This is a genomic window from Pectobacterium versatile, from assembly GCF_003932035.1.
GTDB classification, from domain to species: domain Bacteria; phylum Pseudomonadota; class Gammaproteobacteria; order Enterobacterales; family Enterobacteriaceae; genus Pectobacterium; species Pectobacterium versatile.
Window position 1 is genome coordinate 2,408,619 of sequence record NZ_CP034276.1, and the last position, 25,149, is coordinate 2,433,767.

Below are 25,149 nucleotides of genomic sequence, written 5' to 3' on the forward strand. Positions count from 1 at the left end.
GGCAAGAGAGGGAATCCCGATGAGCTTACTCAAGTCAGTGATTCGGGTGACTGAGCGTAGCCAACGCACATGCAGCTTGAAGTATGACGGGTATAGCTGCTTTCCTTTTGGGCGAGTTGTGCGCCACGAAAGCAGCGATAATCCAACAGACAGGGCAGGAGAATACCCATGTATCAACACAGAGACTGGCAGGGCGCGCTGCTTGATTTCCCAGTAAATAAAGTCGTTTGCGTAGGAAGTAACTACTCAGAACACATCAAAGAAATGGGAAATGCGACCCCGAGCGAGCCCGTTTTATTCATCAAGCCTGAAACCGCACTGTGTGACTTACGCCAGCCCGTTGCCATTCCTAAAAATCTGGGTTCGGTTCACCACGAAGTTGAGCTGGCTGTACTGATCGGTACGCCGCTCAAGCAGGCGAATGAAGAACGCGTTGCCCGGGCGATTGCGGGTTATGGTGTGGCACTGGATCTGACGCTGCGTGATTTGCAGTCCGACTTCAAAAAAGCGGGGCAGCCGTGGGAGAAAGCCAAAGCGTTTGACGGTTCCTGCCCGATCTCCGGTTTTATTCCGGTTGCCGAGTTTGGCGATCCGCAGCAAACCGATCTGGGTGTAAAAGTGAATGATGAAGTGCGCCAGCAGGGCAACACGCGTGATATGATTACGCCGATTCTGCCGCTGATTGCTTACATGAGCCGTTTCTTTACGCTGCGCGCGGGCGATATTATTTTAACGGGTACGCCAAAAGGGGTCGGTCCGATCCTGTCTGGCGATATGCTGACGATTACGGTAAATGACCGGACGTTAAGCACGCGTATTATCTAACGCTTTCCCGGCTGCCCGTGTTGAACGACGGGCAGCAAAATATCATCCCGCCGCAGCCTGCCAGAATCACACCTCTTTTTCACAATACAGATTTTTCACAATACAAAGTAACCGGAAGAAAAATGACTGAACGCCCTTTTTGGCAGCAAAAAACGTTGTCTGAGATGTCTGACGATGAATGGGAGTCGCTGTGCGATGGCTGCGGTCAGTGCTGTTTGCATAAACTGATTGATGAGGATACGGAGGAGATCTACTTTACCAACGTTGCCTGTAATCAACTGAATATTAAAAGCTGCCAGTGCCGTAACTATGAGAAACGCTTCGAGTACGAGCCGGACTGCATCAAGCTGACGCGTGAAAACCTGCTGACGTTTAACTGGCTACCCGCGACCTGTGCTTATCGCCTGGTTCATGAACGTGAAGATTTACCTCAGTGGCATCCGCTGGTCTGCGGTACTAAAACGGCAATGCACCGTGAGCGCATCTCCGTGCGTCATATCGCTGTACGCGAGAGTGAGGTGGTGGACTGGCAAAACCATATTTTAAACAAGCCTGAATGGGCGCGATAGTTTCTGTTCGGTGTTGGCTGTTGCCTGGTTAAAACTGTTTACTGGTTAAAACAAGAAGCCCCTCAATCTGAATCACTCAGAAGAGGGGCTTTTTATCGGGGGGAGAGTCAGTGTTCATTCGTCATCCCATCTGTTTTTTGCTTTCTACTTCACATTTTTCTTGTTCATTGTGCGAATCATGCTGCCGTCTCCGGCACAAATCGCGACGTGTTGTATAATTTTAGAGCCACGTAACCAGCAGGAGGGAGAGCATGTGATTAACTTTGAGAAAATTATTCTTGAGTACAGCGAGCAGTACACCGACTTTGCTGCCTCCACCATTGCTTTTATGGAAAGTCAGGAAAAAAAGATCGACGCAGATGAAATATCACGAAGAATTCCGCAGGAAAAAAGGCCTTTTTTTAACGAACGATTAGGCCATTATCGCGATATCTACAGACCACAGCAGTGATGGTCAGCACAAGCCTGTGAGGCGTAGAAACAGTTACCAGAAGCCCGACTTTCGTCGGGCTTTTCGGCCTGTTCTTAACAGATTATGGGTTAGCGGCTGAAGAGGTCGCGACGCTTAGGGCGGAAAGGCTGAGCGATCAATACCAGCACGGCAATCAACAGATAAGCGGCAAAGATGCCAAGCAACCATTGTGGCATTTCCATCGAAAGGAATTCCCACTGACGCACTGAGCAATCACCTGTCGCATTGAAAATGGCCGGAAGCCATTTGTCTAAAGGTAGCCATGACGGGAAGCTGACAAAGAAATCACAGGTGGTAAACGGCGACGGATTTAACAAAATATCCGTGTGTTTCCATGCCAGTCGGAACCCTTCATAAGAACTGTATATCCATAGCGCGATGGCCGGGTAACGCAACGCCGTTGATGGCGCGATGGCACCAACAATGCCTGCTGCGAACACGCCCCACAGCGCACAACGCTGATAGATACACAGCACGCACGGTTTTAATAACATAACGTGCTGAAAATAGAGCGCGACCAATTCCAACGCTAAAGCAGTAAACGCCAGCAGCAGCCACGCACCACGCCCGCGTGAACAACTATTAAGAAATCGCAACATAAAAATATTCCATGCTAAACATGATTAAAGCAGCAGTGTAAACCGTTCTGGCTTCACTGCCATCATTTCACTGTGCAAAACGTAACGATATGTTTATTTGATGCTTTTCTGTCATTCTGCGGCGGCGAAAATCGTATTGATAACGTCATCAATACCGAAATTATCGCAGCCGCGATTACTATACACGATCGTGATTATGAGTGACTGCCCGATATGGTCAAATCTGGCAAAGAAATCCATTGTTTATTCATCAAAAAATCGGTGAACGGCACCAGCGTGAACTCTACGCAAAGTAGCCCAACCAGCGTCATGACAATAGTGTAAGGCAGCGCCATCACCACCATGCGTCCGTAAGACAGACGGATAAGCGGTGCCAGAGAAGACGTCAGCAAGAACAGAAATGCCGCTTGCCCATTCGGTGTGGCGACGGAAGGGAGGTTGGTGCCGGTATTGATCGCGACAGCGAGCAGTTCGAACTGGGGTAATGAGATCTGACCGTTCTCAAAGGCATTGCGCGCTTCGTTAATATAAACCGAGCCAACGAAGACGTTATCTGATATCGATGAGAGCAAGCCGTTGAACAGATAAAACTGCGTCAGTTGCGCACTAGCAGAAGATTGTAGGACATAGTGGATCATCGGTGAAAACAACTGCTGGTCGATAATGACGGCGACGATGGCAAAGAAGACCGTCAACAGTGCGGTAAACGGCATGGCATCCTGAAACGCTTTACCAATCGCGTGTTCTTCGGTCACGCCGCAGAATGTGGTGGCCATAATAATCACAGAGAGGCCAATTAACCCAACCTCGGCCAGATGAAACGCTAGTGCAATAATGAGCCAGACGCCAATCACTGCCTGCACGAGTAAACGCACGTTATCCTGCGGTGTGCGCTTTTCTGTCATGTCCCGATCGTAATCCTCAAGCACGCGGCGCACGTTGTCTGGCAGATTCACGCCATAGCCGAAGAGTTTAAAACGCTCAACCAGCACGCAGGTCAGGATACCGCAAATAAACACCGGGACGGTCACGGGTGACATGTGCAGGAAGAAGCTGACGAAATCCCAGCCGGCGCTTTTCGCGATAATCAGGTTCTGAGGTTCGCCAACCATCGTCATCACGCCGCCCAGTGCCGTACCGACGCCTGCGTGCATCAGCAGGCTGCGTAAGAATGCCCGGAACTGCTCCAGCGTACGATGATGCTCCTCGCTGCTTAACGCGCTGTCATCGCTGATATCGGCTTCGTCTTCACCCTGTTGGGAAGCGAAGCGGTGGTAAATACCATAAAACCCGATAGCGACGCTGATAACAACGGCAATCACGGTCAGCGCATCAAGGAATGCGGAAAGAAAGGCGGCGGCGATACAAAAAGCAAGTGAAAGCAGCGTCTTGGAATGAATGCGCAGCAGCAGTTTGGTAAACACAAAGAGCAGCAACTGCTTCATGAAGTAGATGCCTGCCACCATAAACACCAGCAGCATGAGGACTTCAATATTCCCGGTGACTTCATGCCACACCTGCTGCGGGCTGGTCATACCGATGAGGATGGCCTGTAGTGCCAGCAGGCCGCCAGGCTGTAATGGGTAACATTTCAGCGCCATACCTAGCGTAAAAATAAACTCCACGACGAGTAACCAACCGGCCCAAAACGGGCTGACAAAATAGAACAGCAGCGGATTAATCAGCAAGAAGCAAAAAATAGTCAATTTGTACCAGTCTGGCGCGTATCCGAGGAAATTTTTTAATAGCGCACGGTGGAGGGGCATGCCGCTCATAATGGAAGAGGAATCCTTATTCGTTAGAATAGTTTGATGGCTTTTATCATATCGTAAAAACTTTACAAACGGGCAGAAGTCTACCGTTCTACGCCGCAAGAGGGCGGTTTGCAGTCACAATTTTTCATTGAAATGGTTCGGTGCCCGAGTGCGGCGCTATATCATGATTCTTTCGTCTGGTATTATGACTTAGCTTTTTTCGGCAATCACCGCTACGGATTATCAAACACATGGTTATAAAGGCGCAAAGTCCGGCTGGATTCGCGGAAGAATACATTATCGAAAGTATATGGAATAACCGCTTTCCTCCTGGCTCTATTTTGCCCGCGGAAAGAGAGCTTTCCGAACTGATCGGCGTGACCCGTACTACCCTGCGTGAGGTGCTTCAGCGCCTAGCCCGCGATGGCTGGCTGACGATACAGCACGGGAAGCCAACAAAGATTAACAATTTTTGGGAAACGTCCGGGCTCAATATTCTGGAAACGCTGGCTCGGCTCGATCACGATAGCGTGCCGCAATTGATCGATAACCTGCTGGCCGTGCGAACCAACATCGCCGCCATCTTTATTCGGACGGCGTTACGCCATAATCCAGAAAAGGTGCGTGAGGTATTAACTCAGACAAACGCGGTAGATGATAGCGCAGAAGCCTTTGCGCAACTTGACTACAACGTGTTCCGTGGTTTGGCTTTTGCCTCTGGCAATCCGATTTATGGTCTGATCCTGAATGGTCTGAAAGGGCTATATATCCGTGTAGGGCGCTACTATTTTTCCAATCCGGAAGCCCGCAAGCTGGCGGTGAATTTTTACGGTCGGTTGGACGCGTTGCGTAGCGAAGAGCTCTACGATCAGGTGATGGATGTCGTCAGACATTACGGTAAAGAAAGCGGAGCGATCTGGCACAGTATGCAGAGTGCTATCCCGCGGGATATCGCAGAAGTACGCCGCTAAGGCTCATACCGCAGTTTCATTGTGAAAAGGGGATTCAGGTTGTTGCCTGAATCCCCTTTGTCTTTGGTCGTGTCGCTGACCTGTGAACCGAGTTCCGTTATGTGGATGCAGTCCCGTTACGCGGCGGGCAGCGTTCAATCAACTCGATGCTGCCATCGGTGTTAGCCTGTTCCAGATAGACGTCAAATCCCCACAGGCGGTGAACGTGCTTCAACACTTCCTGGCTACTTTTATCCAGCGGTGCGCGATTATGCGGAACATAGCGCAGCGTCAGCGCCCGATTACCGCGCAAATCCACATTCCAGACCTGAATGTTCGGTTCCAGATGGCTCAGGTTGTACTGCGCGGAGAGCTCCTGCCGGATCAAACGATAGCCTTCTTCGTCGTGAATCGCGGCAATTTCCAGATAGTTATTGCGGTCGTCGTCCAGCACCGTAAATAGCCGGAAATCACGCATCAGCTTCGGCGACAGGAATTGGCTGATGAAACTCTCGTCCTTGAAGTTCTGCATCGCAAAATGCAGCGTATCGAGCCAGTCTTTACCTGCGATATCGGGGAACCAGTAGCGGTCTTCGTCGGTCGGTGACTGACAAATACGCTTGATGTCCTGAAACATCGCGAAGCCCAGCGCATACGGGTTAATCCCGTTGTAGTAAGGGCTATTGTACGGTGGCTGATAGATCACATTGGTATGGCTGTGCAGGAACTCCAGCATAAAGCGTTCAGTGACCCGGCCTTCATCATAGAGATGGTTCAGAATGGTGTAGTGCCAGAATGTGGCCCAGCCTTCATTCATCACCTGAGTCTGCTTCTGCGGATAGAAATACTGGCTGACTTTTCGCACGATACGCAGAACCTCACGCTGCCAGGGCTCCAGCAGCGGCGCGTTTTTCTCCATAAAATAGAGCAGGTTTTCCTGCGGTTCTTGCGGAAAACGTCTGGCTTGTTCTGGTGCGGCACCCTGTTCGCGACGCGGTAATGTCTTCCAGAGATCGTTAACCTGGCTTTGCAGGTAGGCCTCACGGCTTTTCTGGCGGGACTTTTCCTCTTCGAGCGAAATCTTCTGCGGACGCTTATAGCGGTCAACGCCGTAATTCATGAGCGCATGGCAGGAATCTAACAGGCGTTCCACCTCGTCCACACCATAACGCTCTTCGCATTGCGCGATATACTGCCGGGCAAACAGCAGGTAATCGACGATGGAGCTGGCATCGGTCCAACTGCGGAACAGGTAGTTACCTTTGAAGAATGAGTTGTGCCCGTAGCAGGCATGCGCCATCACCAGCGCCTGCATCGGCAGCGTGTTTTCTTCCATCAAATACGCGATACAGGGATCGGAGTTAATGACGATTTCGTATGCCAGCCCCTGCTGCCCGTGTTTGTAACGCTGTTCGGTTTCGATAAATTTCTTCCCGAACGACCAGTGGGCATAGTTGATCGGCATGCCTATACTGGAATAGGCGTCCATCATTTGTTCTGAAGTGATGACTTCAATCTGATGAGGATAGGTCGCCAGACGATACGACTTGGCCACCCGATCAATCTCATCAAGGTAAACCTGCAATAACTCAAACGTCCAGTCCGGTCCATCACTCAGGCGAAGTGTTTTTTTTACCTGATTATCCGTCGATATAGCCATCAGCGCGCCCCCTAACATAACAAGTCTGTACGTGAGATCTCGTTTACTGCCTTCCCGCTGGCTCCTGTCAAAAAATCATCGTTGTTCATTTAGTTATAGCTGAGCTTTGGCAACGCGGCAATTGACGAATTGAGCGTGTTTGATGGAAAAAGGTCGCTGAGGGGAGAAAAAAGAAACCGATATTACGCTGTCTATTGATAGGGAAATGCGCTCCCCGAAGAGAGCGCGAAAGACCGTTTGGGCTAGCGGTGTTGATACCGTTTTAACAGCGCCTGAATATCGTTGAGGCGGGAAACGGCAATCGTAGACAGCTTCTCTTTAGAAACGTTGCGATCGAGCGAAATGCAATCCTTCCACAGAGAACGACCGGCAATCACGCCAGAGGCACCATTTTTCAACGCACTTTCTACCTGAGGGAGAAAGGTGGCGTGATCGACACCCGCAGACAGAACGGCCCAGGGAATGTCACCGCACAGTGTGGTGACGCGTGCGCAGGCTTCATCAGACCCAGGATAAGGAATCTTCAAGACTTTTGCGCCTTGCTCGATACAGGCCTGACAGCCCGCCGGAATGAGTTCGGGCAAGAGACGGGTATAGGCTTCGCGAGATTCATTTTCCAGAGGGTAGGTCAGAAACTCAACGACGAGCAGTAAATCTTCCTGCGCAAAGTCCTGAATCACGGTACGGAGTGTGGCAAGGTTACGGGTATTGGCGTCGGGTATATCCGGGCGAAGGTAGATCATGATTTTTCCGCCGGTGGCACCCCATTCACGGACTTTACGTGCCGTTACGCCTTCAACCATCGTGGAGATCCGGTAGCCTTCTGGCGTCGTTTCCCACCCTGACGCATCGAGCCCGATGAGCAGGCCGGTATCGCGGGGCAGAATGTCTTCGTCTATAAGACCCGGTATGGCGCAGATCGGATCAACCAGTACACAGCCCGCCTCAGCCGCCAGATAGCGGGTGATGTCGTATTTTGTATTTCCTAATATTTCATTGGTAATCGCGGCCTGTGCTTCTGATGTCGGTGCTAATAATGTTCGCATGCCGCCACGTTGATCGCAGGCAATAACCATCATTGCCCCCGTCGCGTTACAAATTAATTGGTATCCCCGGTGCTCAGCGGTTGTCATGGTGTTCATGATAATTACCCTCATAAAATTAATGTAAATAAGCGATTAATCCAGGTGTGTTTTTATCCATTGAATTAATTCCTGATAATTAATTTCCTTATCCTGATCAACCGTGTAACATTTTCCCATACCCATCGGCTGTGCCTGATGCGCGAGTGAAATTAATTCCGGCAGATACTCACTGCCGGGATGGCCTTTTATCCTGTCATTAATTCTGGTCTGATATCGTTCAGCTACTCGGTCAGGTGAAATAGCATTCCATATCTCAAGCGTATGCTGGATATCACACGAAATCAGATAGTCCTGTAATAGCGATTTTTCGCGAAAACCGAACCAGGCATCAAGAATAAGAATGCTATTTTCAGGAGCCTGTCTAACGATATTAAACATGGCCTGATAGGCGGCAACTCCCAGTTTTCTGTTTAACGTTCTGTCAATCGTGTCGCAGAACTGCATCATGAACGGCTCTTTTATTTCATCGAGGCTTAACCGTGGGAGGTTTAATTCACCCGCAATGATACGTGCTACCGTGCTTTTCCCTGATGCAGGGATACCATTTACTAAAATAAGCTTTTTCATAATACCCCGACAATATCATCTGACGTAGTGGCGCATCGAATACGAGAGAGCATGTCGTCCTTTTCTAATAGATTGACGATTGAGGCGATACCTTCCGTAATATGCGCATCACTGTTAACCCCACCGAACATAATTAAAATATCCACCGGTTCACTTCCGTGAATAGAGAGCGGTGTCTGTAACGTCAGCAAACTAAAACAATTCTCCCGAACGCCACATTCAGGGCGCGCATGGGGAATAGCGATGCCTTCATCAAATACATAATAAGGGCCGTATTCCTTCGTGTTTTCTATCACCGCGATGGGATACGCCTTCGTAATACACCCTGCGCTGATTAATGGTTGCGCAGCACAATAAATAGCGTCTTCCCATGTCTTACATATCACGCCGAGTTGAATGCAATTGTGCTGCAAAAGGAAATTTTTTATGCTCATAAAACCTCATATATTTTTCCGAATGGTGTTTCTGAGTTCATCTATCTGAATAAAAATACGATCAATGCGCTCCCGATAGTCAGGATGAGAAGAAAATAGTTGAATGGCCTGATTGTATTTAATCATTAGCATTTTTTGCGTTTCACTATGACCCGGATCTTGTGCTAACCGAGATTCAAGCTCCGCTAATTCTTCCTCAATTTCCCTGACGCGATTGTCATCCGTATTATCGTGACGGCCGGAAGAGGGGCCTGGGGATAAAAAGCGTTTGAGTAGAGAAAACATAGTGACTCCTTAAGCTATTTGCATAATGACGACAGGCCAGTACGCTATTGCGATAGTTTACGGTTCGCAATAAAAGCAATGAATGCAACGAACGCGACAAAGGCGGCGACAAATAACCAATCTTGCTGGAAGGCGTGTCCTAATATCAGGCCAGTACTGATGACATCGGAATCACTGAAGGTGACGCCGGTAAAGCCGAAAACTTCCAGTAATGGCACCAGAATGGCGGGCAATAGCGTAATGAAAAGGCCATGAACGACACCGCCAATGACGGCACCACGTCGTCCTCCTAGCGCGTTACCGAAAATACCGGCTGTTCCGCCCGCAAAGAAGTTGGTCAATAAACCCGGCAAAATCATTGCCAGCCCAAACATCGGGAAGATCAGCATCCCCAGAATGGAACCGACGGTGGTAGCGAGAAACCCGACAATCACGGCGTTGGGTGCATAAGGGAAGAGCACCGGGCAATCCAACGCGGGTTTGGCGTTAGGTACCAGACGCATGGCGATACCTCGAAAGGCGGGAACCAACTCATTAAGCAGCAGACGTACACCGCTGTAGAGAACGAAAACGCCTGCGACAAACTGCATGGATTGCATGAAGGAATACATCAGATAATTGACGCCGTTGGCGTACTGCGCGATGTAGGCCGGTCCTGCCGCCACGGCGGGGATGAGATACATCGGCACCATGACGACGGCCATCGACAGGTAGGTATCCTGCAAGAATTTGAAGTTATCAGGCAGCGTTAAATCTTCCGTGGATTTGGAGTTTTTACCGACGACCCGAGCGACGGCAGCCTGCACCAAATACCCGATGGTACAAAAATGTCCCAGCGCAACATCATCGGAATTCGTGATTTTACGGACAATCGGTTGTGCCAGCGCTGGCATCAGTACCGCCATAATGCCGCCAAATATGCCTCCGGTTAGGATCAGCGTTGCGCCGGTCAAACCTGCCTTATAGCCAATTACGGTACCGATTGTTGCCATCCACAGCAGAGCCTGTCCCGTCAGGAAGATATATTTAAAGGGGGTAATGCGCGCAATAAGGATGTTGACGGCAAAGATCACCATGAGCGTCAACGCGACTTCTGACCCGAGCTCGCGGTTTGCCAACCCGGCGATGGCGGCGACATCGGTGATGTAGCCTTTCATGCCAAAGCCTTGGGTAAAGATGCTGTTCAAATACGTCAGGGTATCAACGATGATGTTAATCCCCGCCATCATGATGAGGAAACCCAGCAGTGTCTTAAACGTCCCCTCGGCCGTTTTCCCTACCGACTTCTTCTGCAAAATCAACCCGATCATGGCGATCAGCGCGATTAATATGGATGCCTGGCCTAATAAATCTTTCACAATGAAATTGATAACGGTGTTCATTTTTCACCTCATGCTATTGATGAGCCTGGATATACGCTAAAATTTTTTCTTCTATTTCATCTTTGTCGGTCAATTTATTAAGAATGATGATTCTTTTTTTCTCATCTTCACTGGCATCGCTATTCAGGATGTCAGCAAATATTTTCTGGGTTAGAATGACGTCATAATTGAAGGCAGAAGCTTCTGAAATCGTGGTGTGATTTATTTCTGCATCAATCCCTAGTTTTTTTAGTACGGATTTCGCACTCATTTCGATAGCGAAACTGGAACCTAATCCACAGCCGCAAACGCAAAGTACTTTCAACATAATCATGGCCTCATATAAGGTGATGAGATTTCGCGAGCTTATAAAAGTGACTGTCGACATCAACCAAACGTCGTTCGGAATCCTCCAGGTCGATAGGAATGGCTTTGTTGTTATTATTGATAATGATGATTTTATTGGTTAGCCCGGTATTAATGCACCGAACCACTTCTTCTGCTAACAGGGTGCCCTGAATAATTTCTTCCCCGGTGGGCGCGCCATTTCGTAAACCATATCCCAAAATAGTTTTTCGGATACGGATGCCAATCTTATGCTCTAGTTTCTTGATAATGGTGTCGATAGCGCCCTGAAAGCCAGGAGTATACTCATGGGTATAACCTTCAGAGCATAAAATGATTACGCTGTTTTGTTCCGCGATTTTCTCCCGAATACATTGTGATAATTGTTCAATATCCCACGGTGATTCTGGAATGAGTGCGATATCTGCGTTGCTCTTTAATGCCGCCTGCAAGGTTAATTCGCCACAATAACCGCCGAGTAATTCAATCATGAATACCCGTCCTTGTAGTCCACGGCCTGTATTTCGCAATTTCTCTACTTCACTCATGACCTGCTCGCAGGCGGTAGAAAAACCGATCGTATAGCTGTTCCCTGAAATATCATTATCAATCGTCATTCCTACGCCATAGCAATGAATACCATAGTGGCTGAGTTTTTTTAGAAATTGGAATGAGCCATCTCCTCCAGCCATAATGAGCGCGTCGAGTTTTTGTTTTTGAATGTTTTTGACGATGTGCTCATAGTCTACTTTTCTACATTTTCCGGTTTTTCTCCCTGAGGAGATCAAGGGCATTGCTGAGAGAGAATAATCCACCAAATCGCGGCGAGTTAGTACTTTGCAACAGTTATCGATAAGGCCATTAATTCCACCATCGAAAATGACGATGTCGGAGGCAGTCATTCTATTCACCTGAAAGATGAAGTTATTTATTCCGCTAACGTCGCCGCCGCTAATGACTAATCCAATTTTCATCGTCGCCCTCTGGAAATATGAATAACCACCGTGTGAACACAATGTTATTAAACTGATAAGGCGTTTTTTTGATGAATGTCGCAAATTTGTATTTAACTACGGGCTTGAGTGTCTTGACAGTGATGTTGTTGATTCAATTGCTGTGATGATTATCACGATTTAAAAATAAGAAAATTAACTAACTTGTTAATTCATTAGGCATTTAACATTTTCATCTTTTTTATTCTTCTTTATCTTTTCAGCTAAAAAGCGAATACGCATTTTGTGAATGATTTCACAGTTATTTCGTTACGATCTCAGTGGGGAATCAACGGATCGAAGAGATAACAATAGATAAATGTTATCGTCGAGGCGGGTGACAATTCCTTCCCAAATGCTAGAGTAGTCTTCAGTTTTACCTTTTAACTAGCGTTTTATTCCATTAAATAAGCATTCTTCCAGTAGATTAGACGGTCTTTAACGGAGAGAAAGGGAGAGCGGTAGCATGCGGGTTGTGATTCTGGGAAGTGGCGTCGTTGGCGTAAGTACCGCCTGGTATCTTGCGCAGGCAGGGCATGATGTTACCGTTATTGACAGGCAACCGGAGCCCGCGTTGGAAACCAGCGCCGGGAATGCCGGACAAATTTCCCCTGGCTATGCCGCGCCTTGGGCTGCGCCGGGCATACCGCTGAAAGCGATAAAGTGGATGTTTCAGCGCCATGCGCCGCTGGCCATCCGGCCGGACTTTACGGCTGCACAGCTTTGCTGGATGTGGCAAATGTTGATCAACTGCGATGCACGCCACTATAAAACCAATAAAGCGCGGATGGTACGTCTGGCGGAATACAGCCGCGACTGTTTGCAAGCGCTGCGGCAGGATACCGGTATCCAGTACGAAGGTCGGCAAGGCGGAACGCTGCAACTGTTCCGCACTGAGCAGCAGTATGAAAACGCGACACGGGATATCGCTGTGCTGGAAGAGGCTGGCGTACCGTATCAACTGCTGACTCGTCATGAGCTGGCCTCGGTTGAACCTGCGCTGGCGAACGTGGCGGGTAAACTGACTGGCGGGCTGCGTTTACCGCATGATGAGACGGGCGACTGTCAACTGTTCACTCGCCAACTGGCGGCGATGTCCGCCGAGGCCGGCGTCACCTTTAAACTGGGACGTAACGTTCGTCAGCTGCGGGTTGAAGGACAGAGCGTCACGGGCGTGCAGTGCGACGACGAAATCATCGTGGCAGATGCCTATGTGATGGCCTGCGGCTCTTATTCAACGGGACTCCTGCGCCAGTGGTTCGATATTCCGGTCTATCCGCTGAAGGGCTATTCGTTGACGATCCCGCTAGCTGATGACGCCTCGGCACCGGTTTCTACCGTACTGGATGAAACCTATAAAATAGCGATTACCCGTTTTGATCGTCGCATCCGCGTTGGTGGAATGGCGGAAGTCGTGGGCTTCAACACTGAGCTGAATCCCAAGCGCCGTGAAACGCTGGAAATGGTAGTGCGCGATCTTTATCCTCATTGCGGCCCGATTGAGCAAGCAACATTCTGGACGGGGCTGCGTCCGATGACGCCGGATGGCACGCCGTTGGTAGGGCGCTCACCGTTGAAAAATCTGTATCTGAATACGGGACACGGCACGCTAGGCTGGACGATGGCTTGCGGATCGGGGAAATTGCTGGCGGATATTCTGTCGGACAAATCACCGGAGATTGAGTCCGATGATTTGTCCGTGGAAAGGTATGTTCGTTAGTTTTGAACTAATTAGCTTTTAACTACGTGCGGGGCAGTGGCGTAATGCTGCCCTTGTGGTGCCGCGTGAGCAGGCGGGCGCGTATCGCCAGCAAGGCGGCACAGAGCATCACCAGCGCCAGTGATATTTTTGACGGCAGAGGGAGCGCCATAGCAATCAGCCCCAGCGCTGCACCGCCCGCCATCTGCACAAATCCTACCATCGCCGATGCAATCCCCGCCTCATTGGAATAAGGCTCCAGCGCATAGCTGGTGGACGGCCCGATCAAAAATGCCAGACCAGCACAGGCCAGCGCGACGGGCAGCATGTAGGTTGGCCAGGTGTTTTGCATCGCTTCGGGTAAGAGAACGACGCCGCTAAGCAGCGAAAGAAAACCGGCCCCCATCAGCAGGCTACCGATAGCCAGACAGCGCGGCCGGCCGACTTTGCGGATAATACGATTCGCAAAGAAGCTGACCAGCATGATCCAAAAACCGTTTACGCCAAAGGCAATCGAAAACTCAAGCGGCGTGAGCTGGGCCTCATTCATCAACACCACAGGAGAGAAGGTGACATAGGTTAACGCCATCCCCATCGCGCCCGCGTTGACTGAGGCGAATCCCAGAAAGTGGCGATCGGATAACAGACGTGCGTATTGGCGCAGCGGCAAGCCGTGTACGGGCAATGTTGAATCTGGTCGCGTTTCAGGAAGAAAGCGGATGACGAGTGCCAGTACTAAAATGCTGTAGCCCGCGAGGAACCAGAAGGGCGCACGCCAGCCTAAGGCTTCGGCCAAAAGCCCACCGAATAGCGGCGCCAGCGCTGGCACAATGTTCAACGTGCCGTTAAGAAAGCCATAGGTTCTGGCGGCATCGTCACCGTTCAGTTTGTCACGCACGCTGCTGAAAATGGCGACGGCGGTACAACAGACGGCCAGCCCCTGAAAAAGGCGTGAGAGGATGAACAGCGTGGCGCTGGTCGCCAGCGCAGCCATGACCGCGCCGATGAGATAGATAATCACACCAGCCAGCGCCATTGGACGTCGACCGTACTTATCGACCAGCGGCCCCGCCAGAAGTTGGCCTAATCCCATGATCAGAATAAACAGTGCGACGGTGGACTGAATCAGCGATTCTGGGCTGTTCAGCGCCACGGCGATGGCGGGAATAAGCGGTAAATAGATGTCAATGCCCAGCGGGCCGAGTAGAACCAGAGCCAGTAAAATCAGAACAAATCGTTGCATAACAAAACAGAAATCTACGTTTTATGGGTTCGACAGGGTAATGCGCACCGTGGCGGAAGGAAAGTGTTATCTTTGTGACAACGTCACGATAATGTGAGAGAGATGGCGTAGCAAGGTAGCATGAAGGCGGTAATCAACAGGGCGGAGCGTCGTCAGCCAGAAATTCTCCGCCCTTTAGTCAATTGTGCTTAATCCACTCAGGCCGTTTCAATGCGGGGATAAAAATCATGATTCTCCCGCTGCATACGTTCATAGACCTTACGCAATACGTTATTGGCATCAGCGCGAAAATCCCTGTCGTGACCAACCAGTTGTGAAGCTGTATTCCAGCGACGGGAAAACGCATCGTAATCTGCGGCAATGGTTTGCATTTCATTCTGGTAATGCTGGCTCATCTTCGTTAACTGCTCGTCACCGCTGCGCTGAAGCGAAGGGTAAAGCACGCGATCTTCTGCGGAAAGGTGCAACTTGATGGTTGAACTCATGGCGACGATGGCGCGAGCGATATCCGCAGCGTTTTCTGTCACGCCCGCCTTAGACAGCCGGCGCAGGGTATCAATGCTTTCGAGGATGTCGTTGTGCTGGTGTTTGAATTTATCAATGTTCATAAGCGATTCTCTGTGCAGGTATAATGCCATTTATAATACATGCATTTTAAATACACGTTTATAGAAAAATGCCCAGAGAGAGAAAATCAGCCAGCTAACTATTAATCATTAACAGATAACTGGCCGACTGAGAGGAAGGTCAATGCCCTACCGTTTGTTTACGGAAGAGTTCACGGAAGACAGGGTAAATATCATCCTGATCGCGGATATGCTGCATAGCGAAATTATCGAACGTATCGCGCAGTGCTTCATATTCGCGCCAGAGCGTCTGGTGTGAACGCCGGGTGATTTCAATGTAGCTATAATAACGGACCATCGGCAGAAGCTGATTCGCCAGAATCTGGTGACACAGCGGGGAGTCATCAGCCCAGTTATCACCATCTGAGGCCTGTGCCGCGTAGATATTCCACTGCGACGGATCGTAACGCTCGCGAACCACTTCCTCCATCAGCTTTAACGCACTGGAGACAATGGTGCCGCCGGTTTCCTGAGAGTAGAAGAACTCCTGTTCATCGACCTCTTTCGCCTGCGTATGGTGGCGAATGTAGACGACGTCCACGTTTTTATAATTTCTGCTGAGGAACAGATACAGCAGAATATAAAAGCGCTTCGCCATGTCTTTCGTCGCCTGATCCATCGAGCCGGACACATCCATCAAACAGAACATCACAGCCTGGCTCGACGGCTCGGCCCGACGCTCGTAGTTCCTGTAGCGCAGGTCAAACGTATCGATAAAAGGCACGCGGGCGATTTTCTGGCGCAGTTCGGTAATTTCCTGCCGCAGCCGTTCCTCTTCCAGCAATTGTGCAGGTTCGGTATGCGCCAGCTGTTCCAGTGACTCTTCCAGCTCATGCAGCGTGCGCCGTTTACCCGCTGTCATCGCCATACGGCGTGCAAGCGAGTTTTGCAGCGAACGCACCACGCTGATATTGGCGGGAACGCCGTTAGCGGTGTACCCGGCGCGGTGCGTTTTGTACTCGGTCATCTGCCGATGCTGGGTCTTCTTCAGGTTCGGCAGTGCCAGATCTTCAAACAGCAGGTCCAGATATTCGTCTTTGGAGATTTGAAAGACAAATTCATCCTCGCCTTCGCCATCTTTACTGGCATCCCCCTGACCGGAACCACCGCCGCCACCTCCTTGTGGCCGCTCGATTTTGTCGTTCTGTACAAAATGATCGTTGCCCGGGTGGACGCGGTGGCGGCGTCCTCCACGGCCCTGATGGAACATCGGTTCGTTGATGTCTGCATTGGGGATCGAGACGGACTCCCCGCTTTCGATGTCGGTCACCGAACGCTTATTAATGGCCTCGGAAATCGACTGTTTTATTTGCGACTTATAGCGGCGCAGAAAGCGTTGGCGGTTCACCGTGCTTTTGTTTTTGCCGTTCAGTCGTCGGTCAATAAAATAGGCCATGTTTCCCCCAAACGCTGTTGCCAGCATCGTGCGTCATTATGATGACTTCCTCACCCGCAGATACCATTCGCACAGCAAACGCACCTGTTTCCGGGTGTAGCCTTTCTCCATCATGCGATCGACGAAATCATCATGTTTTTTCTGTTCATCCGTTGAAGTTTTGGTATTAAACGAAATCACAGGCAGCAGCTCTTCCGTATTGGAGAACATCTTCTTCTCAATGACCGTGCGCAGCTTCTCGTAACTGGTCCAGTTTGGATTCCGGCCGCTGTTGCTGGCACGGGCGCGCAGGACAAAGTTGACGATCTCGTTACGGAAGTCTTTAGGGTTGCTGATGCCCGCAGGCTTTTCGATTTTTTCCAGCTCGGCGTTTAACGATTCGCGGTCAAACAGCTGGCCTGTATCTGGGTCACGGTACTCCTGATCCTGAATCCAGAAATCCGCATAGGTAACATAACGGTCAAAAATGTTCTGGCCGTATTCGGAATAGGATTCGAGATAGGCGGTCTGGATCTCTTTACCGATAAATTCGGCGTACTTCGGCGTCAGATAGCCTTTCAGGTGCTCCAGATATTTTTCTGCCAGCTCCTGCGGGAATTGCTCGCGCTCGATCTGCTGTTCCAGTACGTAGAACAGGTGTACCGGGTTGGCCGCGACTTCACTGTGATCGAAGTTAAAGACGCGCGACAGAATCTTGAACGCAAAGCGAGTCGACAGGCCGTTCATTCCCTCATCAACGCCCGCGTAGTCGCGATACTCCTGATAGGACTTCGCCTTCGGATCGGTATCTTTCAGGCTTTCCCCGTCGTACACCCGCATCTTGGAGTAGATGCTGGAGTTTTCCGGATCTTTCAGGCGTGACAGAATGGAGAAGCGGGCCAGCGTTTCCAGCGTGCCGGGCGCGCAAGGGGCATGTGTCAGCTCGCTGTGATCCAGCAATTTGTCGTAGATTTTGACCTCTTCGGATACGCGCAGGCAGTACGGCACCTTCACGATATACACGCGGTCAAGAAACGCTTCATTGTTCTTGTTGTTACGGAATTGCACCCACTCGGATTCATTGGAGTGCGCCAGAATAATCCCGTTGAACGGCAGGGCGGCAATGCCTTCCGTCCCGTTATAGTTACCTTCCTGTGTCGCAGTCAGCAGCGGGTGGAGCACCTTGATCGGCGCTTTGAACATTTCGACGAATTCCATAATGCCCTGGTTCGCGCGGCACAGTGCGCCGGAATAACCGTAGGCATCGGGATCGTTCTGGGCAAAATGCTCCAGCTTGCGGATATCGACTTTACCGACCAGCGCTGAAATGTCCTGATTGTTTTCATCGCCGGGCTCGGTCTTCGCGATCCCAATTTGCGCCAGAATGGATGGCCACACTTTGACCACTCTGAACTTGGTAATGTCGCCGCCAAAGTCCTGAAGGCGTTTGGCTGCCCACGGCGACATGATGGTGCCGAGATAGCGCCGTGGAATGGCATACTCTTTCTCGAGTATCGCGGCATCTTCCTGCGGGTTGAACAGGCAGAGCGGATGGTCATTCACCGGGCTGCGTTCGCCGTTGGCGCTGAGGATGTAAATCGGTACGCGCTGCATTAGCGCTTTCAGGCGTTCGGCCAGAGAGGATTTCCCGCCGCCGACCGGCCCCAACAGATACAGAATCTGTTTCTTCTCTTCTAATCCCTGCGCGGCATGTTTCAGGTAAGAGACAATCTGTTCGATGGCCTCTTCCATACCGTAAAATTCTTCAAAAGCAGGGTAGCGAGCAATCACCCGGTTTGAGAATAGGCGCGACATTCGTGATTCTTGGGCGGTATCCACCATTACAGGCTCACCGATAGCCGTTAACAATCGTTCAGCTGCGTTCGCATAAGCGTTGCGATCCTGCTGACAGATAGTAAGGAATTCCTGCAGAGTGAACTCTTCATCCTTGGCAGCGTCGTAGCGCTGGCGGTAGTGATCAAATATGTTCATAGCGATGCCCGTCCTTCGTCGATTAGCACAGATTAAGAGAGCGTGTGGAATATATGCCTATTAATGTATTGCCCTCCGAAAGAAGAAATCTCCTGAGTCCAGCAACCCTTATGCCAACTTGTAGCGTCAGGGCGTCGTGATTTTATTCATTCCTGCTGGTCAAGGAAGACGTCACCTTCTGTATTAAAGCGTAGTTTGCATCCGTAAAATTTCCTCTAGTCCACAGACGTATTTTTAAGATATTTCAAGGACTCACTTTCAGGAAAATCCGTGTAACATTATAGAGAATGGGCGTTCTGCCTTAAGGACACCGCCTATTACCGACGTTAGCGCACGTAAAACCTATCGAATATATAGGTTATTCGTTAATGTTATTTTTATATAACCTGAACGCGAACGTGTGTAATTGGCTTATCATGTTTCATGATATTTATCTGTAATAGGAAATAGAAAACTGTGAAAAAACCTCAACTATGTATGCTGGCCGCACTGGTTTCTGGTGCTGTGCTCCTGCCTTCAGCCTATGCCGCAGACGTCTCGCTGGGCCTTGGCGCTGCGGGTTCAACGTCCGTGTACCGTGGTGTTGATAATGATGTTTATCCGCTTCCTGTACTGAATTATGAAAGTGAAAGTTTTTATTTCCGCGGGCTAGGTGGTGGATACTACCTGTGGAATGACGGCGCAAATCGTTTCTCTTTAACGGCGTATTACCTGCCTTTAGGGTTTAAGCCGGGAGATAGCGACGATCTGCGTATGAAGCAGTTGGACAAACGCCGCAGTACGCTGATGGCGGGTGCCGCTTATCGTCATACCGCCGACTGGGGTGAAATTCGTACCGTGCTGGCAGGGGACACGCTGGATTACAGCAACGGCTTCGCGTGGGATACCGCTTATCTTTACCGCTTCTCAATGGGCGATCTGAGCATCACCCCAGGTATCGGCGCCACTTGGTTCAGTGAAAACATGAACCAGTATTACTACGGTGTTAGCGCACAAGAATCTGCTCGTTCCGGCTTTAACCAATATAGCCCTGGCGATGGCTGGGCTCCGTATCTTGAACTGAGTGCGGGCTATCAGATTAACCAAAGCTGGAGCGCCTGGGCCGTGGGCCGTTACACGCGTCTGTCTGACGAAATGAAAGACAGCCCGATTGTTGATAGTAACCACAGCATCTTAATGAGCGCGGGCGTCAGCTATCGCTTCTGATACTTTTCATGAGCACTTTTAATGCTCTGCGTAAGCATAGTGCATCTGCCGTACAATAATGGGGTGATATCACCCCATTTGCACATTTATGGTGCGCCGAATGTCATGTTAGGTTTGACGGTAAACTGGTTACGTTGACGGTATAACAAGGAGGGCTCGTGACAAAAGCGATTCGTTTTCCAGATAACACTCGCGTACCGGCGATCGGTCAGGGAACGTGGTACATGGGCGAAGATGCCCGCATGAAAGCGCAGGAAGTGGCGGCGCTGCAAGCGGGCATCGACCTTGGGTTAACGATGATTGATACCGCCGAAATGTATGCGGAAGGCAGGGCGGAGGACGTGGTTGGGGACGCGATATGCGGCCGCCGTGACAGCGTTTATCTGGTATCGAAAGTGTACCCGCACAATGCGGGAGGCGAAAAAGCGATACAGGCATGTGAACGCAGCCTGAAGCGGCTGAAAACCGAGCGTATTGACCTGTATTTGCTGCACTGGCGCGGTGGCATTCCGTTAGTGGATACGATCGCCGCAATGGAGCGATTGCAGCAGGCGGGAAAAATCGGCCAGTGGGGCGTGTCCAATCTCGATCTTGAGGATATGCAGGAGCTGTGGTCGCTAAATGGCGGACAGCACTGCATGACTAATCAGGTGCTTTACCATTTGGCCTCGCGCGGTATTGAATTTGATTTGTTGCCGTGGTGTCAGCAACAGCAGCTTCCCGTGATGGCGTATTGCCCGCTGGCGCAGGCAGGGCGCTTGCGTGAGGGATTATTCTCGCATCCGGTGGTGAACCGCATTGCGCGTGAACATAACATCACGCCTGCTCAACTTTTACTGGCGTGGGTGATTCGCCAGCCGGGCGTGATCGCGATTCCAAAAGCCAGTTCTGTAAAGCATGTGCAGGAAAATGCGAAAGCGCTGGACGTGGTGTTGTCTGAGGACGATCTCGGGCAGTTGGATCAGGCGTTTCCACCGCCGACGCGCAAACAGCATTTGGATGTGGTGTAGCGGAAGATAAAACATTTGCAGAAGAGGTGTATGGCGGTATACCCGTCATACTTCAAGCCGCATGTGCGTTGGCTTCTCTTACTCACCCCAGTCACTTACTTGTGTAAGCTCCTGGGGATTCGTGCGGTTGCCGCCTTCACGCAACTCGAATTATTTAGGGTATATGCAGCGGTGGTTATTTCTTGATGCGGATAACCGTCGCCAAGCGAGCCGGAGCCTTGGCAGATGCGACAAACGGTTGATTAATTCGCGCGGTTTCCACACACACGAACGTTTTATATCCCTCATCTGGCATATCGCTAATCGTACGAGACAGCTCTGCACCGGGGTTCCATGACACCACATCGCTATGGTGCGTATGGTGTACTTCGATAGCGCGTTTCAGTACCGCATCATGTACCACGCTGGTGTCCTGCGGCTGGGTATAAATACGGTCTGTACGGTCGGTAAAGACCAAATCACCTTGCTGCGTAGCCAGCTTGCCTTGATCCACTTTATCGATGAATGATTCACCCAGGCCGGCAATGCGAATATCGCTGATGTCGCCGATGTTGAAATAGGTGTGCAGCGCGCTGGTGATGCTGTAATCGCCATGCGCTTCCAGCTCAATACCGCACTCTTTGCCCAGCTTGAAGCGGGCGATGAGCGTGAATTCATGCGGCCAGCTCTTACGCGTTTCTTCATTGTCCCGCAGCGTGAATGTGAGCTGCACACCGTGCTCATCTTCGCTGTGAGCGGTAAATTCCCACGGCAGCAGACGGGCAAAACCGTGGTTAGGATCGGCGAAAGGGCCAAACCAAGGGAAACAGATCGGGACACCGCCGCGAATCGCAACGTGATGAGTAAAAGGCGTATTGTCGCTCAGCCAGAGCACCGGTTCTTCGTTTGTCGGCTGCCAACTGAGTAGGTGCGCCCCTTGCAATGCGACCGCTGCGCGCACTTCTGGATGATCAACGACGATGATAGGTAGTTGGTCCAACTGACGCTGGCTGAGGGTTGCGCTAATTTGCTTAGTGACGGGGAGTGAGAAAATTGTGTTATGCATGATAGTGCCTTTTTTTGATTGTTTTTCGTGGTAAAAAGAAATCTGCAATTAACAATAAAAAAGGGCGACATTACGTCGCCCTTTTTTCACAGAATCATCGCTGACGCTTATTTAGAGATGTGAGCGATCAGATCCAGAACTTTGTTTGAGTAACCTGTTTCGTTGTCGTACCAGGAAACCAGTTTCACAAAGTTATCGCTCAGTGCGATACCGGCTTTAGCATCGAATACGGAAGTCAGTTTTTCACCGTTGAAATCGGTAGAAACCACTTCGTCTTCGGTGTAGCCCAGAACGCCTTTCAGCTCGCCTTCAGAAGCGGCTTTGATTGCTGCACAAATTTCTTTGTAAGACGCTGGTTTTTCCAGACGTGCAGTCAGGTCAACAACAGAAACGTTCGGGGTAGGAACGCGGAACGCCATACCAGTCAGTTTGCCGTTCAGCTCAGGAATCACTTTACCTACTGCTTTAGCAGCACCGGTAGAAGATGGGATGATGTTCTGTGCTGCGCCACGGCCGCCGCGCCAGTCTTTGTGAGACGGGCCATCAACAGTTTTCTGCGTTGCAGTGGTTGCGTGAACAGTGGTCATCAGTGCTTCGACGATACCGAAGTTGTCGTTGATAACTTTTGCCAGCGGTGCCAAGCAGTTAGTGGTACAAGATGCGTTAGAAACGATTTCCTGACCTGCGTAAGTTTTGTGGTTTACGCCCATAACGAACATCGGGGTGTCATCTTTAGATGGACCAGTCAGAACGACTTTCTTCGCACCAGCAGCGATGTGTTTACGTGCAGTCTCGTCAGTCAGGAACAGGCCAGTTGCTTCAGCAACAACGTCCACGTTGACTTCGTTCCACTTCAGGTTTGCAGGATCGCGCTCTGCAGTAACACGAATGGTTTTGCCGTTAACAACCAGGTGGCCATCTTTAACTTCAACGGTGCCGTCGAAACGACCATGAGTTGAGTCGTACTTCAGCATATACGCCATGTACTCAGCATCTAACAGGTCGTTGATTGCAACGATCTCGATGTCAGAACGCTCTTGTGCAGCGCGAAAAACAATACGGCCGATACGGCCAAAACCGTTGATACCTACTTTGATAGTCATATATTCCACCAGCTATTGGTTTGTGAATAAAAGGTTGGTTGTAAAATTACAAAAACCTTGCTGAGCGTCAAGCGGAATCGTGTCAATAGTTGCTGTAAGTCAAACCTATGACCAAACTTTGTGCGAAAACCGCTCGACCCTGTAACTAAGTAACATCTAAGACTGATATGAGGGCGGAATGCATCATATAAAGCCTGTGTTATCTCAATATGTGACGTGCATCACAATTAAATATTCATGCTAATAACATTCCTAATATTAGGACAGAACGGCCTGTCAGGTTGTTAATTTTTTGTTATAATCAATGATTAATTGAATTGATAACACCCGCTGTGAGACTTCCAATGACTAACGACTCTGCTTCGCATACCCCGTCCGACAACACTGAATTGACAGAGATGCAGCGCTATGTCACCCAGCAACGCGGTACGGAGCCTGCGTTTTCAGGCAAATTGTTGCATAACAAGCGCACTGGCGCTTATCACTGCCTCTGCTGCCAGGCTCCGCTGTTTTATTCCGATAGCAAATATGACTCGGGCTGTGGCTGGCCGAGCTTCGATCAGCCTGTTTCCTCAGAGGCGATTCGCTATCTGGAAGATGACTCACACAATATGCGCCGCATCGAGATCCGCTGCGGGCAGTGTGATGCGCATCTGGGGCACGTTTTCCCTGATGGCCCGAAAACCACGGGAGAGCGCTACTGCGTGAATTCTGCTTCGCTGAGTTTTATCGACGACGTTGATGGCGAACGCGTTGACGGGTAATCTGTCCGCGATAGGTGTGGCAGTGACAGGCTGATAATGTTTTAGCTTTAAACGATTCAGCTACGATGAAACGCTACACAAACTGGAATCCAGTAATAATAAATCTGACCTTTCTCGGAGCAGAAACCGGATATGGAACTCAATGATCTGATCGATGCCATGACGCCAGAAATTTACCAACGGTTAGTCACGGCGGTGGAGTTAGGCAAATGGCCAGATGGTGTCGCGTTGACGGCTGAGCAGAAAGAAAATTGCCTGCAAATGGTGATGATGTGGCAGGCTCGTCATAACGAAGAGGCTGAGCACATGACGATTGGCACTGATGGCGAAATCGTGATGAAGAGCAAGCAGGAGTTGAAGCGCGAGTTTAACATCGCTGACGCCATTATTACGCTGAAACCCAACGCGTAACGTGTGAGCAGGCAGCCTCATTGGCTGCCGCTATTTTCAGTTGTCAGTCGCGCTAACGGGCAGAAAACACCGTAGTAAGAAACTGCGTCATATCCGTCAGTATCGCGCCACGCTGCGCCATTTCCCGTAACGCAGATTCGCTGTCATCAGGAGAAAGATTCACGCCACGACAACCATCCACCAGGACTTCGGTGTGGTAGCCCAGCGCAATGGCATCCAATACGCTGAACTTGACGCAATAATCTGTTGCCAGCCCCAGAATCGTCAAATGGGTGATGTGATTAGCGCGTAGCCACGCATCCAATTCGGTTTTAACCCGATGCCCATTATCGAAAAAAGCGCTATAGCTATCGATCTCCGGCTGCGTCCCTTTTTGTACGATCCACTGAATGGCCGACTGATTAAGCGCTGGGTGAAAATCAGCTCCGGTGGTTCCCTGTACACAGTGAATCGGCCACCAGATCTGCGGCCATCCGTTTAATTCACCGAGTTCTCCGACCTTGGTATTCGCATTAACCGCAAAGCTGCCGTGATTAGCCGGATGCCAATCCTGACTGGCAATCACCGTGACGCCAGCGTCCAGACAAGCCTCAATAGCACGATTGGCAACGTCAATGACGCGGTCGCCTTCGTTAACGGCCAATGCGCCGCCGGGGCAAAAATCATTTTGCAAATCAACTAATAGCAATGCTTTTTTCATTATCTACTCCGTGATTA

General features: G+C 50.3%; 26 protein-coding genes. 9 read left to right on the plus strand and 17 right to left on the minus strand.

Features of this window, described 5'->3' with window-relative positions; all coding sequences use genetic code 11:
- Window positions 1-168 precede the first annotated feature (168 nt).
- The 3 genes from EIP93_RS10910 (at window position 169) to EIP93_RS10920 (ending at window position 1,845) form a co-directional block, all read left to right on the plus strand.
- Complete coding sequence (locus EIP93_RS10910; RefSeq protein WP_010295272.1) at window positions 169-825, plus strand: fumarylacetoacetate hydrolase family protein; 657 nt, start codon at window positions 169-171, stop codon at window positions 823-825.
- Window positions 826-947: 122 nt separating this feature from the next.
- The gene (locus tag EIP93_RS10915; protein ID WP_103860762.1) at window positions 948-1,394 is read left to right on the plus strand and encodes a YcgN family cysteine cluster protein; all 447 of its coding nucleotides are present in this window, start codon (window positions 948-950) and stop codon (window positions 1,392-1,394) included.
- Between the two features lie 253 nt (window positions 1,395-1,647).
- The gene (locus EIP93_RS10920) at window positions 1,648-1,845 is read left to right on the plus strand and encodes a DNA polymerase III subunit theta (RefSeq protein ID WP_010275471.1); all 198 of its coding nucleotides are present in this window, start codon (window positions 1,648-1,650) and stop codon (window positions 1,843-1,845) included.
- Between the two features lie 89 nt (window positions 1,846-1,934).
- Here the strand turns inward: EIP93_RS10920 and dsbB are convergent, their stop codons facing one another.
- Complete coding sequence (gene dsbB / locus EIP93_RS10925; RefSeq protein WP_039480963.1) at window positions 1,935-2,465, minus strand: disulfide bond formation protein DsbB; 531 nt, start codon at window positions 2,463-2,465, stop codon at window positions 1,935-1,937.
- A 194-nt stretch (window positions 2,466-2,659) separates the two neighbouring features.
- Window positions 2,660-4,240, minus strand: coding sequence for a sodium/proton antiporter NhaB (gene nhaB, locus EIP93_RS10930; RefSeq protein WP_107332918.1), 1,581 nt, complete (start codon window positions 4,238-4,240; stop codon window positions 2,660-2,662).
- Window positions 4,241-4,470: 230 nt separating this feature from the next.
- On the opposite strand from nhaB, the gene fadR reads away from it, so the two are divergent.
- Window positions 4,471-5,190, plus strand: a complete 720-nt coding sequence (fadR, locus tag EIP93_RS10935) for a fatty acid metabolism transcriptional regulator FadR (RefSeq protein WP_103860760.1) — start codon at window positions 4,471-4,473, stop codon at window positions 5,188-5,190.
- Window positions 5,191-5,287: 97 nt separating this feature from the next.
- Here fadR and EIP93_RS10940 read toward each other — a convergent pair whose 3' ends face one another.
- From EIP93_RS10940 to EIP93_RS10975, 8 genes are all read right to left on the minus strand, one after another.
- A complete protein-coding gene (locus tag EIP93_RS10940; protein ID WP_039473353.1) occupies window positions 5,288-6,829 on the minus strand; it encodes a SpoVR family protein in 1,542 nt (513 codons plus the stop codon).
- 242 nt (window positions 6,830-7,071) lie between these two features.
- Window positions 7,072-7,971: a tagatose-bisphosphate aldolase gene (locus EIP93_RS10945; protein ID WP_039472980.1), complete on the minus strand. Its 900-nt coding sequence runs from the start codon at window positions 7,969-7,971 to the stop codon at window positions 7,072-7,074.
- 36 nt (window positions 7,972-8,007) lie between these two features.
- Window positions 8,008-8,541 carry a P-loop nucleotide/nucleoside kinase family protein gene (locus EIP93_RS10950; RefSeq protein ID WP_103940394.1) on the minus strand — a complete coding sequence of 178 codons (534 nt, stop codon included), beginning with the start codon at window positions 8,539-8,541 and terminating at the stop codon, window positions 8,008-8,010.
- Window positions 8,538-8,975, minus strand: a complete 438-nt coding sequence (locus tag EIP93_RS10955) for a PTS sugar transporter subunit IIA (protein WP_039531459.1) — start codon at window positions 8,973-8,975, stop codon at window positions 8,538-8,540. Before EIP93_RS10955 ends, EIP93_RS10950 begins: the two co-directional genes overlap by 4 nt.
- A 6-nt stretch (window positions 8,976-8,981) precedes the next feature.
- Window positions 8,982-9,260: a hypothetical protein gene (locus EIP93_RS10960; protein WP_103940392.1), complete on the minus strand. Its 279-nt coding sequence runs from the start codon at window positions 9,258-9,260 to the stop codon at window positions 8,982-8,984.
- A gap of 44 nt (window positions 9,261-9,304) precedes the next feature.
- The gene (locus EIP93_RS10965; protein WP_103860755.1) at window positions 9,305-10,642 is read right to left on the minus strand and encodes a PTS sugar transporter subunit IIC; all 1,338 of its coding nucleotides are present in this window, start codon (window positions 10,640-10,642) and stop codon (window positions 9,305-9,307) included.
- Between the two features lie 13 nt (window positions 10,643-10,655).
- Window positions 10,656-10,949 carry a PTS sugar transporter subunit IIB gene (locus EIP93_RS10970; RefSeq protein WP_010295258.1) on the minus strand — a complete coding sequence of 98 codons (294 nt, stop codon included), beginning with the start codon at window positions 10,947-10,949 and terminating at the stop codon, window positions 10,656-10,658.
- A gap of 10 nt (window positions 10,950-10,959) precedes the next feature.
- Complete coding sequence (locus tag EIP93_RS10975; protein WP_103860754.1) at window positions 10,960-11,940, minus strand: 6-phosphofructokinase; 981 nt, start codon at window positions 11,938-11,940, stop codon at window positions 10,960-10,962.
- A gap of 484 nt (window positions 11,941-12,424) precedes the next feature.
- On the opposite strand from EIP93_RS10975, the gene EIP93_RS10980 reads away from it, so the two are divergent.
- Window positions 12,425-13,678 carry a D-amino acid dehydrogenase gene (locus tag EIP93_RS10980; protein WP_040032906.1) on the plus strand — a complete coding sequence of 418 codons (1,254 nt, stop codon included), beginning with the start codon at window positions 12,425-12,427 and terminating at the stop codon, window positions 13,676-13,678.
- Window positions 13,679-13,700: 22 nt separating this feature from the next.
- Here EIP93_RS10980 and EIP93_RS10985 read toward each other — a convergent pair whose 3' ends face one another.
- The 4 genes from EIP93_RS10985 to yeaG all read right to left on the minus strand — a co-directional run bounded on the left by EIP93_RS10985 (window position 13,701) and on the right by yeaG (window position 18,893).
- The gene (locus EIP93_RS10985; RefSeq protein WP_039489569.1) at window positions 13,701-14,900 is read right to left on the minus strand and encodes a multidrug effflux MFS transporter; all 1,200 of its coding nucleotides are present in this window, start codon (window positions 14,898-14,900) and stop codon (window positions 13,701-13,703) included.
- Between the two features lie 197 nt (window positions 14,901-15,097).
- The gene (locus EIP93_RS10990) at window positions 15,098-15,508 is read right to left on the minus strand and encodes a hemerythrin domain-containing protein (RefSeq protein WP_010295253.1); all 411 of its coding nucleotides are present in this window, start codon (window positions 15,506-15,508) and stop codon (window positions 15,098-15,100) included.
- Window positions 15,509-15,647: 139 nt separating this feature from the next.
- On the minus strand, window positions 15,648-16,922 hold the full coding sequence (locus EIP93_RS10995; protein ID WP_103940706.1) for a YeaH/YhbH family protein: 1,275 nt from the start codon (window positions 16,920-16,922) through the stop codon (window positions 15,648-15,650).
- Window positions 16,923-16,958: 36 nt separating this feature from the next.
- Entirely contained in the window at window positions 16,959-18,893 is a 1,935-nt protein-coding gene (gene yeaG, locus EIP93_RS11000) for a protein kinase YeaG (RefSeq protein ID WP_039489567.1), read from the minus strand.
- 456 nt (window positions 18,894-19,349) lie between these two features.
- Here yeaG and EIP93_RS11005 point away from each other — a divergent pair, with 456 nt between their 5' ends.
- Window positions 19,350-20,099: a MipA/OmpV family protein gene (locus EIP93_RS11005; protein ID WP_103971529.1), complete on the plus strand. Its 750-nt coding sequence runs from the start codon at window positions 19,350-19,352 to the stop codon at window positions 20,097-20,099.
- 158 nt (window positions 20,100-20,257) lie between these two features.
- The gene (locus EIP93_RS11010; RefSeq protein ID WP_125232701.1) at window positions 20,258-21,109 is read left to right on the plus strand and encodes an aldo/keto reductase; all 852 of its coding nucleotides are present in this window, start codon (window positions 20,258-20,260) and stop codon (window positions 21,107-21,109) included.
- A 175-nt stretch (window positions 21,110-21,284) separates the two neighbouring features.
- Here the strand turns inward: EIP93_RS11010 and EIP93_RS11015 are convergent, their stop codons facing one another.
- Together EIP93_RS11015 and gapA are read right to left on the minus strand one after the other, a co-directional pair.
- On the minus strand, window positions 21,285-22,154 hold the full coding sequence (locus EIP93_RS11015; protein WP_040032908.1) for a D-hexose-6-phosphate mutarotase: 870 nt from the start codon (window positions 22,152-22,154) through the stop codon (window positions 21,285-21,287).
- A 107-nt stretch (window positions 22,155-22,261) separates the two neighbouring features.
- Complete coding sequence (gapA, locus tag EIP93_RS11020; protein ID WP_103860747.1) at window positions 22,262-23,257, minus strand: glyceraldehyde-3-phosphate dehydrogenase; 996 nt, start codon at window positions 23,255-23,257, stop codon at window positions 22,262-22,264.
- 344 nt (window positions 23,258-23,601) lie between these two features.
- Here gapA and msrB point away from each other — a divergent pair, with 344 nt between their 5' ends.
- Together msrB and EIP93_RS11030 are read left to right on the plus strand one after the other, a co-directional pair.
- Window positions 23,602-24,021 carry a peptide-methionine (R)-S-oxide reductase MsrB gene (msrB, locus tag EIP93_RS11025; protein ID WP_039505479.1) on the plus strand — a complete coding sequence of 140 codons (420 nt, stop codon included), beginning with the start codon at window positions 23,602-23,604 and terminating at the stop codon, window positions 24,019-24,021.
- Window positions 24,022-24,153: 132 nt separating this feature from the next.
- A complete protein-coding gene (locus EIP93_RS11030) occupies window positions 24,154-24,432 on the plus strand; it encodes a YeaC family protein (protein WP_103860746.1) in 279 nt (92 codons plus the stop codon).
- 52 nt (window positions 24,433-24,484) lie between these two features.
- Here EIP93_RS11030 and pncA read toward each other — a convergent pair whose 3' ends face one another.
- A complete protein-coding gene (gene pncA / locus EIP93_RS11035; RefSeq protein ID WP_116362142.1) occupies window positions 24,485-25,132 on the minus strand; it encodes a bifunctional nicotinamidase/pyrazinamidase in 648 nt (215 codons plus the stop codon).
- Window positions 25,133-25,149: the final 17 nt, after the last annotated feature.

What these genes read in the sequence shown, in the direction of transcription:
- EIP93_RS10910 (WP_010295272.1), top strand. Translation starts at nt 169, where the DNA reads ATGTATCAACACAGAGACTGGCAGGGCGCGCTGCTTGATTTCCCAGTA.
- EIP93_RS10915 (WP_103860762.1), top strand. Translation starts at nt 948, where the DNA reads ATGACTGAACGCCCTTTTTGGCAGCAAAAAACGTTGTCTGAGATGTCT.
- dsbB (WP_039480963.1), bottom strand. Translation starts at nt 2,465, where the DNA reads ATGTTGCGATTTCTTAATAGTTGTTCACGCGGGCGTGGTGCGTGGCTG.
- nhaB (WP_107332918.1), bottom strand. Translation starts at nt 4,240, where the DNA reads ATGAGCGGCATGCCCCTCCACCGTGCGCTATTAAAAAATTTCCTCGGA.
- fadR (WP_103860760.1), top strand. Translation starts at nt 4,471, where the DNA reads ATGGTTATAAAGGCGCAAAGTCCGGCTGGATTCGCGGAAGAATACATT.
- EIP93_RS10940 (WP_039473353.1), bottom strand. Translation starts at nt 6,829, where the DNA reads ATGGCTATATCGACGGATAATCAGGTAAAAAAAACACTTCGCCTGAGT.
- EIP93_RS10945 (WP_039472980.1), bottom strand. Translation starts at nt 7,971, where the DNA reads ATGAACACCATGACAACCGCTGAGCACCGGGGATACCAATTAATTTGT.
- EIP93_RS10950 (WP_103940394.1), bottom strand. Translation starts at nt 8,541, where the DNA reads ATGAAAAAGCTTATTTTAGTAAATGGTATCCCTGCATCAGGGAAAAGC.
- EIP93_RS10955 (WP_039531459.1), bottom strand. Translation starts at nt 8,975, where the DNA reads ATGAGCATAAAAAATTTCCTTTTGCAGCACAATTGCATTCAACTCGGC.
- EIP93_RS10960 (WP_103940392.1), bottom strand. Translation starts at nt 9,260, where the DNA reads ATGTTTTCTCTACTCAAACGCTTTTTATCCCCAGGCCCCTCTTCCGGC.
- EIP93_RS10965 (WP_103860755.1), bottom strand. Translation starts at nt 10,642, where the DNA reads ATGAACACCGTTATCAATTTCATTGTGAAAGATTTATTAGGCCAGGCA.
- EIP93_RS10970 (WP_010295258.1), bottom strand. Translation starts at nt 10,949, where the DNA reads ATGTTGAAAGTACTTTGCGTTTGCGGCTGTGGATTAGGTTCCAGTTTC.
- EIP93_RS10975 (WP_103860754.1), bottom strand. Translation starts at nt 11,940, where the DNA reads ATGAAAATTGGATTAGTCATTAGCGGCGGCGACGTTAGCGGAATAAAT.
- EIP93_RS10980 (WP_040032906.1), top strand. Translation starts at nt 12,425, where the DNA reads ATGCGGGTTGTGATTCTGGGAAGTGGCGTCGTTGGCGTAAGTACCGCC.
- EIP93_RS10985 (WP_039489569.1), bottom strand. Translation starts at nt 14,900, where the DNA reads ATGCAACGATTTGTTCTGATTTTACTGGCTCTGGTTCTACTCGGCCCG.
- EIP93_RS10990 (WP_010295253.1), bottom strand. Translation starts at nt 15,508, where the DNA reads ATGAACATTGATAAATTCAAACACCAGCACAACGACATCCTCGAAAGC.
- EIP93_RS10995 (WP_103940706.1), bottom strand. Translation starts at nt 16,922, where the DNA reads ATGGCCTATTTTATTGACCGACGACTGAACGGCAAAAACAAAAGCACG.
- yeaG (WP_039489567.1), bottom strand. Translation starts at nt 18,893, where the DNA reads ATGAACATATTTGATCACTACCGCCAGCGCTACGACGCTGCCAAGGAT.
- EIP93_RS11015 (WP_040032908.1), bottom strand. Translation starts at nt 22,154, where the DNA reads ATGCATAACACAATTTTCTCACTCCCCGTCACTAAGCAAATTAGCGCA.
- gapA (WP_103860747.1), bottom strand. Translation starts at nt 23,257, where the DNA reads ATGACTATCAAAGTAGGTATCAACGGTTTTGGCCGTATCGGCCGTATT.
- msrB (WP_039505479.1), top strand. Translation starts at nt 23,602, where the DNA reads ATGACTAACGACTCTGCTTCGCATACCCCGTCCGACAACACTGAATTG.
- EIP93_RS11030 (WP_103860746.1), top strand. Translation starts at nt 24,154, where the DNA reads ATGGAACTCAATGATCTGATCGATGCCATGACGCCAGAAATTTACCAA.
- pncA (WP_116362142.1), bottom strand. Translation starts at nt 25,132, where the DNA reads ATGAAAAAAGCATTGCTATTAGTTGATTTGCAAAATGATTTTTGCCCC.